Annotated in this window: 18 protein-coding genes; 13 read left to right on the forward strand and 5 right to left on the reverse strand. The window is 68.6% G+C overall.

What is annotated here, in order from left to right; genetic code table 11:
• Window positions 1–56: 56 nt before the first annotated feature.
• The gene (locus EV647_RS15095; RefSeq protein ID WP_134003167.1) at window positions 57–749 is read left to right on the forward strand and encodes a VOC family protein; all 693 of its coding nucleotides are present in this window, start codon (window positions 57–59) and stop codon (window positions 747–749) included.
• A 33-nt stretch (window positions 750–782) separates the two neighbouring features.
• Here EV647_RS15095 and EV647_RS15100 read toward each other — a convergent pair whose 3' ends face one another.
• The gene (locus tag EV647_RS15100; RefSeq protein WP_166680334.1) at window positions 783–2036 is read right to left on the reverse strand and encodes an aminoglycoside phosphotransferase family protein; all 1254 of its coding nucleotides are present in this window, start codon (window positions 2034–2036) and stop codon (window positions 783–785) included.
• 87 nt (window positions 2037–2123) lie between these two features.
• On the opposite strand from EV647_RS15100, the gene EV647_RS15105 reads away from it, so the two are divergent.
• The gene (locus EV647_RS15105; RefSeq protein WP_134003171.1) at window positions 2124–2747 is read left to right on the forward strand and encodes a flavin reductase family protein; all 624 of its coding nucleotides are present in this window, start codon (window positions 2124–2126) and stop codon (window positions 2745–2747) included.
• Window positions 2748–2796: 49 nt separating this feature from the next.
• Here the strand turns inward: EV647_RS15105 and EV647_RS15110 are convergent, their stop codons facing one another.
• Window positions 2797–3744, reverse strand: a complete 948-nt coding sequence (locus tag EV647_RS15110; protein ID WP_134003173.1) for a hypothetical protein — start codon at window positions 3742–3744, stop codon at window positions 2797–2799.
• A 686-nt stretch (window positions 3745–4430) separates the two neighbouring features.
• Between EV647_RS15110 and EV647_RS15115 the strand changes: the two genes are divergently transcribed.
• Window positions 4431–4937 (forward strand): acyl-CoA thioesterase, encoded by a 507-nt coding sequence (locus EV647_RS15115; protein WP_134003175.1) that lies wholly within the window; start codon window positions 4431–4433, stop codon window positions 4935–4937.
• Window positions 4934–5599 carry a potassium channel family protein gene (locus tag EV647_RS15120; protein ID WP_134003177.1) on the forward strand — a complete coding sequence of 222 codons (666 nt, stop codon included), beginning with the start codon at window positions 4934–4936 and terminating at the stop codon, window positions 5597–5599. The genes EV647_RS15115 and EV647_RS15120 overlap by 4 nt, the downstream gene beginning before the upstream one ends.
• Window positions 5600–5655: 56 nt before the next feature.
• Here the strand turns inward: EV647_RS15120 and EV647_RS15125 are convergent, their stop codons facing one another.
• A complete protein-coding gene (locus tag EV647_RS15125) occupies window positions 5656–6261 on the reverse strand; it encodes a TetR/AcrR family transcriptional regulator (RefSeq protein ID WP_238177222.1) in 606 nt (201 codons plus the stop codon).
• 52 nt (window positions 6262–6313) lie between these two features.
• Between EV647_RS15125 and EV647_RS15130 the strand changes: the two genes are divergently transcribed.
• The 9 genes from EV647_RS15130 to EV647_RS15170 all read left to right on the forward strand — a co-directional run bounded on the left by EV647_RS15130 (window position 6314) and on the right by EV647_RS15170 (window position 12846).
• Window positions 6314–7378: a DMT family transporter gene (locus EV647_RS15130; protein ID WP_166680335.1), complete on the forward strand. Its 1065-nt coding sequence runs from the start codon at window positions 6314–6316 to the stop codon at window positions 7376–7378.
• A complete protein-coding gene (locus EV647_RS42005; protein ID WP_238177223.1) occupies window positions 7266–7679 on the forward strand; it encodes a MarR family winged helix-turn-helix transcriptional regulator in 414 nt (137 codons plus the stop codon). The genes EV647_RS15130 and EV647_RS42005 overlap by 113 nt, the downstream gene beginning before the upstream one ends.
• Before the next feature lies 1 nt (window position 7680).
• Window positions 7681–8955 (forward strand): glycoside hydrolase family 3 N-terminal domain-containing protein, encoded by a 1275-nt coding sequence (locus EV647_RS15140; protein ID WP_134003185.1) that lies wholly within the window; start codon window positions 7681–7683, stop codon window positions 8953–8955.
• Window positions 8952–9284: a YidH family protein gene (locus EV647_RS15145; protein ID WP_134003187.1), complete on the forward strand. Its 333-nt coding sequence runs from the start codon at window positions 8952–8954 to the stop codon at window positions 9282–9284. Before EV647_RS15140 ends, EV647_RS15145 begins: the two co-directional genes overlap by 4 nt.
• Before the next feature lie 8 nt (window positions 9285–9292).
• On the forward strand, window positions 9293–9601 hold the full coding sequence (locus EV647_RS15150) for a DUF202 domain-containing protein (protein ID WP_134003189.1): 309 nt from the start codon (window positions 9293–9295) through the stop codon (window positions 9599–9601).
• A gap of 138 nt (window positions 9602–9739) precedes the next feature.
• Window positions 9740–10372 (forward strand): DUF47 domain-containing protein, encoded by a 633-nt coding sequence (locus tag EV647_RS15155; protein ID WP_133787172.1) that lies wholly within the window; start codon window positions 9740–9742, stop codon window positions 10370–10372.
• A 2-nt stretch (window positions 10373–10374) separates the two neighbouring features.
• Complete coding sequence (locus EV647_RS15160) at window positions 10375–11373, forward strand: inorganic phosphate transporter (RefSeq protein WP_134003191.1); 999 nt, start codon at window positions 10375–10377, stop codon at window positions 11371–11373.
• 89 nt (window positions 11374–11462) lie between these two features.
• Window positions 11463–12599 carry an inorganic phosphate transporter gene (locus EV647_RS15165; protein WP_134003193.1) on the forward strand — a complete coding sequence of 379 codons (1137 nt, stop codon included), beginning with the start codon at window positions 11463–11465 and terminating at the stop codon, window positions 12597–12599.
• 13 nt (window positions 12600–12612) lie between these two features.
• Entirely contained in the window at window positions 12613–12846 is a 234-nt protein-coding gene (locus EV647_RS15170; protein WP_131460662.1) for a hypothetical protein, read from the forward strand.
• A 46-nt stretch (window positions 12847–12892) separates the two neighbouring features.
• Here EV647_RS15170 and EV647_RS15175 read toward each other — a convergent pair whose 3' ends face one another.
• On the reverse strand, window positions 12893–13423 hold the full coding sequence (locus tag EV647_RS15175; RefSeq protein ID WP_238175483.1) for a hypothetical protein: 531 nt from the start codon (window positions 13421–13423) through the stop codon (window positions 12893–12895).
• Between the two features lie 125 nt (window positions 13424–13548).
• Window positions 13549–14295 carry a 1-acyl-sn-glycerol-3-phosphate acyltransferase gene (locus EV647_RS15180; protein ID WP_134003195.1) on the reverse strand — a complete coding sequence of 249 codons (747 nt, stop codon included), beginning with the start codon at window positions 14293–14295 and terminating at the stop codon, window positions 13549–13551.
• Window positions 14296–14333 lie beyond the last annotated feature (38 nt).

Genomic DNA, 14333 nt, shown 5'->3' on the forward strand with positions numbered 1-14333 from the left:
ACCGTTTGAGAAGGAGCGGCCGGCGGGCTGACGGCGGAGGCTGCAAGGATGCGGCTATGGAACAGATATTGAGTCGGCCGGAAGCGTCGGAGGCGATCCAGGATTCTGGGTGGCGCTTCTTGCTGGGCACTTTGCGAACCTCGGTCCCGGTCGGGTCGTTGGCTCGGGCGATCGGCTTGGCCGCGGACGCTGTCGCGGTGTGCGGCGACGACGCCGACGGGCACCTTCGGGTCGATGCCCGCCCCGATCGGGTCGTGTTCACTCTGCAGTCGTTGCAGCACGCAGCGGTCACCACCCGGGATGTCGAACTCGCACGTCGGATCTCCGCCACCGCGGACAGGTCCGGGTTTCTGACGGAACCCGAAATCGGAACGGCGGCACCGCGATCCGTCCAGCTTCTGGAGATCGCTATCGATGCCCTGGACATCGCCGGGATTCGGCCGTTCTGGAAGGCAGTGCTGGGCTACACCGGTGAGGCGGGTGCCGAGGGACCGGAGGATCCGCTCGTCGACCCGGTCGGGCAGGGCCCGGCCATCTGGTTCCAGCAGATGGACGAGCCGCGCCCGCAGCGCAATCGCATCCACTTCGACATCTGTGTTCCGCACGACGAGGCACCGCGGCGCATCGAGACCGCACTGGCGGCCGGGGGCCGGCTTGTATCCGCGACGCGTGCCCCCGCGTTCTGGGTGCTTGCCGACCTGGAGGGGAACGAAGCCTGTGTGACCACCTGGCAGGGCCGAGACGGCTGAACTTGCTTCCACCTGCTGGTCACAGCCGTTGCCCTACGTGAGTCCTGACCAGGGCGCCGGGGGAGAGGTGGTGAAGAAGTGCAGGATGTTGAGCAAGCGGCTGGTGGTGGGCGCGGTCCAGTGGCGTTGGCCGGGCCAAGGGGCGGCGGGGAGTTTGGCGAGGGCCCAGAAGAGGTGGAACCAGAGGACGGCTGCGGCGAACTCCTCCTCGGACTCTGGTGAGTGGGCGTGTCGGAGATAGTCCGGGAGGAGCGCGGCGACCTGGGTCAACGGGAGCTTCGCGAAGTCCATGGCCGGTGGCGCCCAGGCTGCGTCGCCCCAGTCGATGAGCGCGCGGAGGTCTCCGTCCGGACCGGCGAGAAGGTTGTGAGCGGCAACATCTCCGTGGATCAGCACATTCGGCCGGCTCCCGTCGATGTGCTCCGCCAGCCGCGTGAACCACCCGGTTAGCCAACTCGCTGTCCCCGGATCGACGTACCCGCGCTCAGCAAGCTCGTCGATCGTCCGCCACGGATCCCCCCACCCATCCTCAACCACCCCCAAGAGCCCCACCCCCACCAGTCCACCCCCCGCCCCGCCCGACTCTGCACAGCCCGACCCCGCGCAGCCCGACGCCGCGTGGCTCGACTCCGCGCCGACGGGCTCGGCGCCGCTCGACTCCGCGCCGCTCGATTCCACGCCGCGCGACCCTGCGCCGGCGGGTTCCGCGTTGGCGGACTCTGCGCCGCGCGACTCCGCGCCGCCCGACTCCGCGCAGCCTGACTCCGCGTGGCCTGACTCCGCGTGGCTCGACTCTGCGCCGACGGGCTCTGCGCCGCCCGACTCCGCGCGGCTCGACTCCGCGCCGCGCGACTCTGCGCCGGCGGATTCCGCGTTGGCGGACTCTGCGCCGGCCGGCTTCGCGCGGTTTGGTGTGGATCTTGGGGCCTGTTTGAGTTGGTGGAGGCGGGCTAGTTGTTCGGCGAGGGCGGTGGGGAGTTCGGTGGGCTCGGTGCCGTGTACTCGCTCCATCACCGCGTACGGCGCCGCGATCAGGCTGCGGCTGTCGTCGTACTCCACGATCGCGGGTGTCAGCACCCCGACGGACCGAGCAGCCGGCACGACGCGCGTCTCCTTCAGCAGATCGGCCTCGTACCCGGGACGGCACACCCGCAGGAACAGTTCGTCCCCGAGCACGAAGCCCCGGTTGGCCACCCCGCCGGCGACCTCCTTCAGCTCACCGGGGCCGACGCCGTGACGGCGCGCCACAGCAGCCACCTGGTCCAGGAAGTCGAGCTCCGCAGCCAATCCACATCTCCGTCGTCCGCGCGAACCGCCGCCCGGATCCGCGAGGCGGGGTACGGCGGCATCAACCGAGTTTGATGTACTGCGGGCGTGCGTGTCGATGTGAATCCGGAGACCGTCGGGCGGCGGGAGTTCTATGCGCTGCTGAACTCCGTGGTCGTGCCGCGCCCGATCGCGTGGGTGTCGAGCCGATCCGCCGACGGCGTGCTGAACCTGGCGCCGCACTCGTTCTTCACCGTCTCGTCCGTGCAGCCGCCGATGGTGCAGTTCACCTCGGTGGGGCGCAAGGACAGCCTGAACAACGTCGAGGCGACCGGCGAGTTCGTGGTGAACTTCGCCGCCGAGCCGCTCTACGAACAGGTGAACGCCTCCGGGACGAACTTCCCCGCGGAGGTCTCCGAGTTCGAGGCGATCGGGGTGACGACCGAGCCGTCCCGGACGGTCGCCGTACCGCGGGTCGCGGAGTCGCCGGTGGCGATCGAGTGCACGCTGCACACCAGCCTCGAACTCGGCGACTGCACCCTCGTCATCGGTCAGGTCCGGCACCTCGCGATCGACGCCGCCGTCCTGGACGGCGACCACCCCGACGTCCGGCGCCTGCGCCCCCTCGCCCGGCTCGGCAAGGACGAGTGGTCCACGATCGGCGAGGTCCGCTCGATCACCCGCATCCGCTACTCCGACTGGCCTGGGCATTTCACACCTCCTGGTGAATAGGGCTCCTGGTTCCTGATAGTTGCTCCGGGCAGCTGTCATCCGGCGGGACTCAGGTTGCCTCCCGGGTCGCGAGCAGTTTGGTGAGTGTCTCGAGCTCTGGGGACAGCCGCAGTGGCGTGTGGTCGGGTAGGGCAGTCGTGGCAGGGTGCCAGGTGAAGTCGGGGGTCACCAGATAGACCTCCGGTGACAGCGGGCCGGGATCACGGGCGTAGCAGCGGGCGGCGACGTTCAACAGGACGCCGAGCGCCGGGATGACGGTCAGGCCCTCGATCACGTGGAGCAGCAGCGTGTCCCGGGCCGGGACCGCAGCGAGCACACCATGGGGTGCGTGCTCGATGTGCAAAGACTCACGCAGGACGGTGTCGAGGACCAGCGCACGAGAGGCCGCGAAGGCGGTCCCGGAGACGAAGGCGATGCGCAGGTCGTCGTGATCGACGTACTCGACCTGGTCCTCGAGGCGGCGGAGGTTGGCGAGGCCGAAGCGTTCGGCGTCCGACCAGGTGAGGTTCAGGTCGGCCGGCTCCAGGTACATGGTCACGATGCCGTCGGCCTCCGCGCACGGGACGGAGATCAGGCCGGGAAGGAAATCGGGGCGGTCGGCTGTCCAGTCGGGCGGCAGCGCGTCGCGAGGGACGAGCCGTTGGATCAGCTCGCGCTCGGGATCGTCCGGTGGTTTCGGTGGTCCTTGGCGAAGCTGCTCCAGGAGTTGGCGGAAGTGTTCCTCGATCAGCACCGGCCAGCGGTCCTCGTCGAAGTGGGCGAGAATGCGCGCGAGGTTGCTGAGTCCGAGCACCGGGTTGTCGGCGGATCTGTCGGTGGGCACGAGCGCCGCGCCGCCCTGGTAGCTGACGGCGAGGCCGAGGTCGGCCGCCGTCCGCAACGCGAGGTGCACGAGCCGATCGGCCTGCCGCCTGGACAGCGGCGGCAGCACCAGGTCGGGACAGCTGGAGTGCGGGGAGTTGTTGCCTTGGGCATGTTCGGTGGTGTCGATGGGCATCGTCGGTCCTCCTTGTCGGCAGAGAAAGTACGAGGATCGAGCCGTCGCCGAGCACACCAATCCAGCCCTGTGGACAAGTGGGCGTCGCGCCGCAGGCAAGAAGACCCGGTGATCCGGCTCCTGTCCGATGGATGGGCGGTGATCAGCCGAATCCGTGGTCATGGGACAGGTAATGGTGGGTCGGAACCTGCTATTGCCTGTCCCCAGTCACCAGCCCCTGTCCCCACTCGCCGCCGTCGTCCCGCCGGTCCGCGACCGACCGTCGAGCAGACGACGGGTTGTCCGGCTCTTGTGACCTGATCCGTGGGTGGTCGTGGTCAGGCGCGGCCAGCTCACCGCACGGCCCGCCGCGACGTATGTCCTGCTGCCCCTTGCTCGCCGGCCAGGCGCCCAGGCGCCGGATCTGGGGAGGATTGTTTCCCCGAATCGGGACAGGATCCTCCCCAAGTCACCTTTACTCGGCCTCACGCGCCCGACCCCGGACGCACGCTTCCCGGAACATTTTCGTCACCGGCTGGCACATTTGTTCCGCAAACCACCATCCACGGATCGGACACAAACGCCGGTTATCCCCTCGCGTTGCGGGTTCACGCGAGGGGATAACCGGTCGTCGTGGTTTGGGGCGGGCGAGCTTTGTGGGCGGGTTACGCTGCGGCAGGTTCAGTTGGAGTTAGTCGAGGAGTTGTATGACCAGCAGCCTGTTGTCGCGGCCGATCTCGGAGACGCGGTTGTCGTTGTCGCATATCACCGCGCAGAACGAGACGAACCTGCTCGGCACTGTGCACGGCGGTGTGATCATGACGCTGGTCGACTCGGTGGCCGGTGTGGTCGCGGCGCGGCACTCCGGCGGGGCCGCGGTCACCGCGTCGATGGACGAGATGGTGTTCCTGGTCCCGGTACGGGTCGGTGATGTCGTGCACTTCAGCGCGCAGGTGAACTGGACCGGGCGGAGCTCGATGGAGGTCGGCGTACGGATCACCGCGGATCGGTGGGACGCTGTCGGTCCGCAGGTGCACGTGGCGTCGGCGTACCTGGTGTTCGTGGCGGTCGGCGAGGACGGGAAGCCGCGGCAGGTGCCGCAGGCGGTTCCGGAGACGGACGAGGACCGCCGGCGGTTGCGCGAGGCCGAGATCCGCCGGAGTCACCGGCTGGCCCGCCGCGCAGCGATCATCGCCTCCCGGGAGCAGGCATGACCAGCGTGTTTGGCCACGCCAGGCGGAACCCATCCGCGGTGCTGCTCGTGGTGCAACTGCTCGGCGTACTCGTGTATCCGGCGATGGAAGGATCACGCTCCGGCCGTGTCGCGTTCGAGATCCTCGGCATCGTCGTACTGGTACTCGCGGTCTTCTCCGTCCGCGCGACCCCAGGAATCACCTGGGTCAGCGTCTGCCTGGGCCTCCCGGCGGTGGCGCTGTCGTTGCTCGACGCGTTCAACCCGACCGAACCGGTCGTCGCGATCTCCGGCGCCCTGCACGCGGCGTTCTACTTCTACGCGGCGTACTGCCTGCTCCGCTACATGCTCTCCGACCACGAGGTCAGCGTCGACGAACTCTTCGCGACTGGTGCCACGTTCACCTTGGTGGCTTGGGGTTTCGCCTACCTGTACGTGTTCGTCCAGGTCCTCGTCCCAGGCAGCTTCACCGCAGCCGTTGACCCAGCCAACGATCGCACCTGGATGGAACTGCTGTTCCTGAGTTTCACCACGCTGTCGAGCACCGGACTGAGCGACATCGTCCCGATCACGTCCTGGGGACGCTCGGTCGTGATGCTCGAACAGCTCGCCGGCCTCGCGTACGTCGCCATGGTCGTGTCCCGCCTCGTCGGTCTGACCATCACCAGGCGGAGCAACACCTAGCCGGACAACACCTAGCCGGACAACACCTAGCCGGACAACACCTAGCCGGACAACACCTAGACCCGAGGCCACCCGGCCAGCAGATCGGCGGCCGCGCGAGCCGCGACCTCGGGCGCCGAGGTCATCGCCGCGACCCGGTAGCTGACCAGCGCGCCCTCGTGAAGCAACAGCAGCCGATCGGCCAGCTCACCCGCGTCCGCGAGTCCCGCGGCCTTCGCCTGCGCCTCGAACTCGGACCGCATCCATCGCTTCTGGCCGACGATCACCGGCATCGCCGGATGGTCCGGCGCGGCCAGCTCCACGCTCGCGTTGATGAATCCGCACCCGTTGCGCGATCCGGCCAGCCAGTCCGTCAGCGCGGCGAACAGCACCAGGATCACCGCCTCGGGCGTGGCCGGATTCCGCGCGGCGAGTTGTTCGTCCAGGAACCGGTGCCAGGCGCGGTCCCGCTCCTCCAGGTACGCCGCGATCAGCCGATCCTTCGACCCGAAACGGTCGTACAACGTCTTCTTCGTCACGTCCGCGGCCGCGGCGATCGCATCGACTCCGACGGTCCGGATCCCCTGCTCGTAGAACAGCGTCGACGCGGCCGCCAGGATGCGCTCGCCGGCCGGGGTCAGCCGGGGCGCCGCGCGGTCCTCGCGGTCCACGATCAGTCTCACCTGGTGGTCGAGCATACTGACAGTATACCGACCGGTATGGTTACCGTCTTCCATGACCACGCACAGGGCGCTCACGCTGGCTGCCGGGACCGGGTTCGTCGTGTTCTGGAGCTGCGGCTTCATCGGCGCGCGCTGGGGGACGCAGTACACGAACGCGTTCGACCTGCTCGCCTGGCGGTTCCTGGTCGCGGGCGCGATCGCCGCCGCGGTGCTGGCGGTCCGGCGGCCGCGGATCTCCCGCCGGGACCTCGTGAGCCAGGTGTGGATGGCGGTCCTCACCCAGTTCGTCTACCTGGGCCTGATCTTCACCGGAATCGAGCACGGCATCACGGCCGGCGTCACCGCACTCATCGGATCGCTCCAGCCGATCCTGATCGCGACCGTCGCGGGGCCGCTGCTCGGGGAACGGGTCAGCGGGCGCCAATGGCTGGGACTGCTCCTCGGTCTGCTCGGCGTCGGTCTGGTCGTGGCCGACGACCTCGGTGCGGGCCACGGTTCACCGCTCCTCTTCCTGGTCCCGATCGGCGGTCTGCTCGGCCTGGTCGCGGGGACCTGCCTGGATCGCCATCGAAAGCCGGCGACGAACTCGCTGGACGCGCTGACGATCCAGAGCCTCGTGTCAGCAGTCCTCTTCACCGCATTGGCCGCGTGGACCCAGCGACTGACCGTGCCTGAGCAGCCGGGCTTCTACGGGGCGGTGCTCTGGCTGGTGCTGTTGGCAACCGGCGGCGGCTGGGGGCTGTACCTGGTCAACCTCAAGCTCTCCGGCGCCACGCGCATCAGTTCGCTGCTCTATCTGGTGCCGCCGACCACGATGGTGTTCGCGTTCCTGCTGTTCCACGAGACGATCGGCGCGCTCGCCGTCGCCGGCATGCTGGTGTGTGCGGCCGCCGTACTGCTGATCCGGCTCGGTGAACCAGTACGCTGCGTGGATGGCGGAACCCCGGTGGCTGGACCAGACAGAGGCGCAGGCCTGGCGTGCGTACATCGCGGCGCAGCGCGTAGTGAGCAGCCGGATCGAGCAGCAACTGCAGCGCGACGCCGGAATTCCGCACACGTACTACGAGATTCTCGTCCGGCTGTCCGAGGCACCTGCCAACCGGCTGCGGATGAGTGAACTCGCGGTCGCCACGCAGGGCTCCCGCAGCCGGCTCTCGCACGCGGTCAACCGGCTCGAGCAGAACGGCTGGGTGAAGCGCGAGGGCATCGAGTCCGACCGCCGTGGCCAGGTCGCGATCCTCACCGAGATCGGCCGGCAGAAGCTGGTCGACACGGCACCCGGTCATGTCGAGGAGGTCCGCAAGGCGATCTTCGACGCGCTCAGCCCCGAGCAGGTCGAGCACCTGTACGACGTCTGCGCGACACTGGCCCGGCATTCCGGTGACACCATCGACCGCGCGGCGTGGGAGCGAAACTGAGATGAGGCGTCCGGTCACGCTGATCGCGCTGACTGCCCTCGCCGCGACCGGCTGTGGTGACAGTGGTTCCCCGACCGCCGGGCCGAGCACAGCGCCGTCGTCCTCGATCTCGGTGACCGGCCCGAGCTCTCCGGCAACCACACCCAGAGACACACCCAGCGGCACACCCAGCGGCACGCCCAGCGACACAGCGACTCCGACCGAGCCGCCGACCTCGAAACCGCCGTCCAGCGCGGCGGGCTGCGTCGACCAGAAGCTGCAGGCCCTGACCCTGCGGGAGAAGGCCGCACAGCTGATCATGACCGGGATCAACTCCACCGGTATGACGTCGGCCCAGCGTGCCGTCGTACGGCAGGAGAAGTCCGGCAGCGTGTTCTTGATCGGCACCGGCGGCAGCCTCTCGCACACCCGTACGGCGATGGCCGCGGTGAACACGGCGGCGACGGTGAAGGGCGTCCGCCCACTGATTGCCGCGGACCAGGAGGGCGGCCAGATCCAGCGCCTCAAGGGCTCCGGGTTCGACCGCATCCCGGCGGCCACGGTGCAGGGCGCCTGGTCGAGCTCCAAGCTCACCGCACAGGCCGAGCACTGGGGCAGTCAGCTCAAGGAGGCCGGCGTCAACGTCGACCTCGCGCCGGTCGCCGACGTCGTACCCAGCTCGCTCAAGTCGCAGAACGCACCGATCGGCCAGTTGGACCGTGAGTACGGCGACACGCCCGAGGAGGCCGGTCAGGGAGTAGAAGCGTTCGTCCAGGGCATGCGCAACGCCGGCATCGCGACGTCGGTCAAGCACTTCCCGGGACTCGGGCGCGTGCGCGGCAACACCGACTTCTCCTCCGGGGTCGTCGACAACGTCACCGTCCGCGGCGACGCCGGCCTGCAGCCGTTCGCGGACGGGATCAAGGCCGGTACGTCGATGGTGATGATCTCGACCGTGACGTACACGAAGATCGATCCGAAGAACCGCGCGGTGTTCTCGCCGACCGTCATCCAGGGCATGGTGCGCGGCGATCTCGGCTGGCGTGGAGTCGTGATCACCGACGACGTCGGCGCCGCGGCGGAGGTCGCCGCGGTTCCGGCCGGTGACCGCGCCACGCGGTTCGTGGCGGCCGGAGGCGACATTGTCATCAACGCCAAGGCCGGGCTGACCGCGGAGATGGTGTCGGCGCTGGTTGCCAAGGCCGAGCAGGACGAGTCCTTCGCTGCGCAGCTGACGAGTAGCGTGCGCCGTGTGCTGATACTGAAACAGGACCACGGCCTGGTGAGCTGCGGATGACGGAAGACGAGCCCGACTACCGCTTCACCCTGGCAAACGAACGCACCTACCTGGCGTACCTACGGACCTCCCTCGCCTGTTACGCCGGCGGACTGTCCGCGGTCCAGTTCCTCGATCTCGGGCCGGACCGCTGGCCGGCCCGGATCATCGGCATCGTCCTGGTGATCGCCGGAATCGTCACGACCGCAGGAGCGTTCCGGCGCTGGCAGCTCAACCTGACCGCGATCCGTCGCGGCGGCGCACTCCCCGTGACCAAGTTGCCGTTGATGCTCGGAGCAACGATCGCCGTGGTCGGCCTGATCGGCCTGCTGTTCTCGCTCTGGCGGTGAATGTGGCGATGAGCACACCGGATCCAGGCCGCCAGCCGGAGCGGACCCTGCTCGCGTGGCGGCGTACGGCACTCGGACTGGTTGCCAACGGCGTCCTGCTGCTTGCCTCCGGCCACGGCTCGTCGGACGTCCGGACCGGTCTCGGGATCGTTGTTCTCGTGCTGTCGATGGCCTGCTGGGCGGCGGTGAGCGCCGTCTACCGCCGTACCAAGGGAGGTGCGGTCCATGCTCTGGGCCACCAGAACGTGCTCCGGGTCGCGGCCGGTCTGGTGCTCGTGGTCGGGCTCTTCGACCTGTACGCCGTGATCACACGCTGAAACCGATCGGTTACCAGCCGTGCGCCGCGGAAACGCGGTTCACCCCGACGCGCTACGTTGATCGGGGCGGATGCCGCGTCAACCGCTGGTTCCCCCTAGCATGTTCACGGTTTGTCCCTCGTTCATCCGGAGCTTGAAGTGCCGTTACGTCTGCGTCCGAACGACCCGACGTTCTACGACCTTTTCACCGAGTCCGCGAACCACCTCGTCGAGGGATCGCGGATCCTGGCGGAATTGCTCGGCAGTACGGCGGGGACCGGGCTCTCGTCCAGCCACCAGATCGCTGCCCAGATGAAGGACGCGGAGCATGCGGCTGACGAGACGACCCACTCGATCATCCGCCGAGTCAACTCCACCTTCGTCACGCCGTTCGACCGCGAGGACATCTACCGGCTGGCCTCCGACCTCGACGACGTCATGGACTTCATGGAGGAGGCCGTCGACGCCGTCCACCTGTTCAACCTGGAGAAGCTGCCGGAAGAGGTGGCCGAGCAGATCGAGGTGCTGCAGCGGGCCGCCCAGCTGACCGCAGAGAACATGCCCAAGCTGCGGACCATGAAGGACCTGGCGGAGTACTGGATCGAGATCAACCGGTTGGAGAACACCGGTGACGCGGTCCACCGCCGGCTCATCGCGAAGCTGTTCAGCGGCGAGTTCGACGCGCTGACGGTGATGAAGTTCAAGACCGTGGTCGACCTGCTGGAGGAGGCGGTCGACGCCTTCGAGCACGTCGCCAACACGGTCGAGCAGATCGCCGTCAAGGAGAGCTGAGCGTGGAGTTCACGCTCGTCATCGCCGTCGTCGTCATCGCGCTCGCGTTCGACTACACCAACGGCTTCCACGACGCCGCCAACGCGATCGCGACGTCGGTGTCCACCCGGGCGCTGACGCCGCGGGTCGCGCTGGTGCTGGCTGCGGCGTGCAACTTCCTCGGCGCGTTGGCCGGCACCGAGGTGGCCGAGACGATCGGCAAGGGCATCATCACCGCACCGGCCGGTCAGCACGGCCTGGTCATCGTGATCGCGGCCCTGATCGGCGCCATCACCTGGAACCTGATCACCTGGTACTTCGGCCTGCCCAGCTCCTCGTCGCACGCGTTGATCGGCGGCCTGGTCGGGGCCGGCCTGGCCTCGACCAGCACGGTGCTGTGGTCCGGCATCGTCGACAAGGTCGTCATCCCGATGGTGCTGTCGCCGGCTGTCGGCTTTTTCGGCGCGTTCCTGCTGATGATCGCGATCCTCTGGCTGTTCCGGCACCGGAACCCGGGCAAGACCACTCGCGGCTTCCGGATGGCGCAGTCGGTGTCGGCGGCCGCGATGGCGCTCGGGCACGGTCTGCAGGACGCGCAGAAGACGATGGGCGTGATCTTCCTGGCGCTGCTCACCACGGGCCACGTGCAGAAGGGCGACGGCATTCCGCTGTGGGTGAAGATCTCGGCCGCGACCGCGATCTCGCTCGGCACGTACTCCGGCGGCTGGCGGATCATGCGGACCCTCGGCCGCCGGATCATCCACCTCGACCCGGCCCGCGGGTTCGCCTCCGAGGCGGTCGCCGCCACCGTGCTGTACGTGATGGCGATCGGCCTGCACGCCCCGGTCTCCACCACCCACACGATCACCTCCGCGGTGATGGGCGCCGGCGCCACCAAGCGCCTGTCCGCCGTGCGCTGGGGCGTCGCCAAGGGCATCGTCACCGCGTGGATCCTGACCATCCCCGCCGCCGGCATCGTCGCCGCCGGCGTCTACTGGTTGGCCCACCTGATCCTCGAGTAATCTCCCGAACCGGTTCATTTCGAGTTCACCCACCCGGCCTACGGTCGATCGACGCCGCCGATCGTCCGCCTAACCGGGAAGTGGTCGCTATGGACCTTTCGTTCCTCGTCGTCGTGGTGATCGTCACCGCGCTGGTGTTCGACTTCACCAACGGGTTCCACGACACCGCCAACGCGATGGCGACCTCGATCGCCACCGGCGCCCTGAAACCGAAGATCGCGGTCGCGCTGTCCGCCGTCCTGAACCTCGTCGGCGCCTTCATCTCCACCGAGGTGGCCAAGACCATCTCCAGCGGCATCGTGGACGACGCCAAGGTGACCGTGCCGGTGATCTTCGGCGGGCTCGTCGGAGCGATCCTCTGGAACCTGCTGACCTGGTACCTCGGTCTGCCGAGCTCCTCGTCGCACGCGCTGTTCGGCGGCCTGATCGGCGCCACCTGGATCGCGTCCGGGAGCAGCGCCGTACATTTCGGCACCGTCGTCCAGAAGATCATCGTCCCGGCGATCGCGGCCCCGGTGGTGGCCGGTGCGGTCGCGCTGCTCGGGACCTACCTGGCCTACAAGATCACCGCACGGGCGCGGAAGAAGTCGGTCGACGACGGGTTCCGGGCCGGGCAGATCGCGTCCGCGTCGCTGGTCTCGCTCGCGCACGGCACCGGCGACGCGCAGAAGACGATGGGCGTCATCACGCTGGTGCTGATCACCTCCGGCAGCCTCGCCTCGGGGTCGCGGCCGCCGCTGTGGGTGATCCTGGCGGCCGGCTTGGCAATCGCGGCGGGCACCTACCTGGGCGGCTGGCGGATCATCCGGACGATGGGCAAGGGCCTGGCCGAAATCGAGTCGCCGCAGGGCTTCTCCGCGGAGACGAGCTCGACCGCCGTGCTGCTGGCGTCGTCCCACCTGGGCTTCCCGCTGTCCACCACTCAGGTCTGCTCCGGCAGCATCCTCGGCGCCGGCCTCGGCAAGCGGCTGGCCGAGGTGCGCTGGACCGTCGCCGGCCGGATGGCCGTGGCCTGGCTGCTGACGCTGCCGGCCGCTGCGATCGTGGGTGCGCTGTCCGGCCGGGTCGCCGACTCCGGCAACCTCGGTGTCGTCATCATCGCGGTCCTCGCGGTCGCGGCCGGTGGCGGCATCTACGCCGCGTCCCGGCGCCGCCCGGTGACCTCGGAGAATGTCAACGAGTACCCGAGCTCCACCACACCGTCCACCACCGCCGCTGCGGCCTGAGAGGAGTACGGCGATGCATATCAACTGGAGTGCCCTCGGTGAGGTCGCACTGGTCAGCCTGCTCTTCGGTGTCGGCCTGGCGGTGCTGTTCGCGTTCGGTGTGACCGCTATGTCGCGGCGGGCCGTGGCGATTGACGAGAAGCGGCAACCGTCCTTCGTGGACACAGGTGTGGCTGCACTGTGTTTCGCGGCCTGTCTGGCAGCAGTGCTATATGGCCTGTACCTGATCATTCCGCAGTTCCATTGAGCTGTACGACGGGCGGTCTGGCGGCTGCCCGTCGTACAGCGGTCTTTTAGCGGTTCCAGCGGCGTACGGACTTGGCCACGTCCTTGGCGCGGATGGAGCCGAGGTTGTACTCCCAGGCGGCCAGGAGGCGGTCGCCGAGGACCTCTGGGTCCAGGTAGGTGCGTGGGCGGACAGCGACCGCCCAGGTGGCCGCGGCCGCGTGGCCTTGCTGGTGGAGCAGGTGGTCGACGGTCGCCTCGATGCGGCTCGCCTGGTTGCCACCAAGGCCGTCCGTGGCCCACACCTGCACGATCCGCGCGTCGTCGGCCGTCATCCGGGCCAGATAGGTCAGTGGACCACGCCAGAACCCCTTGCGGCCGATGGTGTCCAGCGACTCGAGCGGGAACCAGCCGTTCTGGTTGCGCCGGCCGTTCACTGCCGACTCGATCTCCCGGGCGCGCTCCGCGGACAGCCCGCGAGTCGCCCAGTCGACGAAGAACGCCCCGGCGTCCGGGATGTGCTCGGACACGTGCGGGGCGGGTGTCAGCGCCCCCGGGTCGAACAAGTGCAGTTCTTCCGATGAATCGAACAAAACCATCCCCGCCAGCTCTAGTACGCGAGCCACCGCAGCCGCCCGCCGCACAGGGACCCCCCAGGTTCCTGTTCCGTCAACGACAGACTTCGTACCCTCGGACCGGCCCGAGGGTCAAGGTCTGGTCCGGTTTACCGACGTTTCGCTGCCCGCCGGGCGAGCTCCTCGGCGTCCAGCCGTTGGGCCTCCTCGGGAGTCGGCGCGCTGCCGCCGTACGCGGCCGGCAACCACCAGGCACCGGCCGGTTGTTCGGGGTAGGCGCGGATCGTCTCGTCCAGCATCCCCGCCATCGTGGACCGTAGGTGCGCGGTCGCCTCGGCCGGGTCGTCGTCACGCGTCACGGTGATCGGCGCGCCGATGCTGATCGAGATCGGCCGGTGCCGGGTGAAGTCCCGCGGGTGGTCCTTGGTGAACATCCGCTGCGTGCCCCACAGGATCATCGGCAGCACCGGTACGCCGGCCTCCGCCGCCATCCGCACCGTGCCGGACTTGAACTCCTTGAGCTCGAACGACCGGCTGATCGTCGCCTCCGGGAACACGCCGACGACCTCGCCCGCGGCGAGATGGTCCAGGGCGTGCTGGTACGACGCGGCGCCTGCGTCCCGGTCCACCGGGATGTGATGCATTCCGCGCATCAACGGGCCGGAGTACCGGTTGCGGAACAGCACCTCCTTCGCCATGAACCGGACGAGCCGCTTGGCCGGAAGTGCGCCGTACCCGCCGAGGATGAAGTCGACGTAGCTGATGTGGTTGAGCGCGATCAGCGCCCCGCCGGTGCGCGGCACGTGCTCGATCCCGGTCCGACGGATCTTCAGGTCCAGCACCTTGAACGCGGTCTTCGCGAAAGCGACGACGGGCGGATACACAAGATCTCGCATCTCTAGAACTTACAGGCCCCGTCCATGGCATGGCCTAG

Origin of the sequence: Kribbella sp. VKM Ac-2566 (genome assembly GCF_004366005.1) — a bacterium.
In the GTDB taxonomy this organism is placed as follows: Bacteria; Actinomycetota; Actinomycetes; order Propionibacteriales; family Kribbellaceae; genus Kribbella; species Kribbella pratensis.

Excerpts from the sequence above, each read along its gene's own strand:
- EV647_RS15095 (WP_134003167.1), top strand. The coding sequence starts at position 57 with ATGGAACAGATATTGAGTCGGCCGGAAGCGTCGGAGGCGATCCAGGAT.
- EV647_RS15110 (WP_134003173.1), bottom strand. The coding sequence starts at position 3,744 with ATGCCCATCGACACCACCGAACATGCCCAAGGCAACAACTCCCCGCAC.
- EV647_RS15115 (WP_134003175.1), top strand. The coding sequence starts at position 4,431 with ATGACCAGCAGCCTGTTGTCGCGGCCGATCTCGGAGACGCGGTTGTCG.
- EV647_RS15120 (WP_134003177.1), top strand. The coding sequence starts at position 4,934 with ATGACCAGCGTGTTTGGCCACGCCAGGCGGAACCCATCCGCGGTGCTG.
- EV647_RS15130 (WP_166680335.1), top strand. The coding sequence starts at position 6,314 with ATGACCACGCACAGGGCGCTCACGCTGGCTGCCGGGACCGGGTTCGTC.
- EV647_RS15140 (WP_134003185.1), top strand. The coding sequence starts at position 7,681 with ATGAGGCGTCCGGTCACGCTGATCGCGCTGACTGCCCTCGCCGCGACC.
- EV647_RS15145 (WP_134003187.1), top strand. The coding sequence starts at position 8,952 with ATGACGGAAGACGAGCCCGACTACCGCTTCACCCTGGCAAACGAACGC.
- EV647_RS15150 (WP_134003189.1), top strand. The coding sequence starts at position 9,293 with ATGAGCACACCGGATCCAGGCCGCCAGCCGGAGCGGACCCTGCTCGCG.
- EV647_RS15165 (WP_134003193.1), top strand. The coding sequence starts at position 11,463 with ATGGACCTTTCGTTCCTCGTCGTCGTGGTGATCGTCACCGCGCTGGTG.
- EV647_RS15170 (WP_131460662.1), top strand. The coding sequence starts at position 12,613 with ATGCATATCAACTGGAGTGCCCTCGGTGAGGTCGCACTGGTCAGCCTG.
- EV647_RS15175 (WP_238175483.1), bottom strand. The coding sequence starts at position 13,423 with ATGGTTTTGTTCGATTCATCGGAAGAACTGCACTTGTTCGACCCGGGG.
- EV647_RS15180 (WP_134003195.1), bottom strand. The coding sequence starts at position 14,295 with ATGCGAGATCTTGTGTATCCGCCCGTCGTCGCTTTCGCGAAGACCGCG.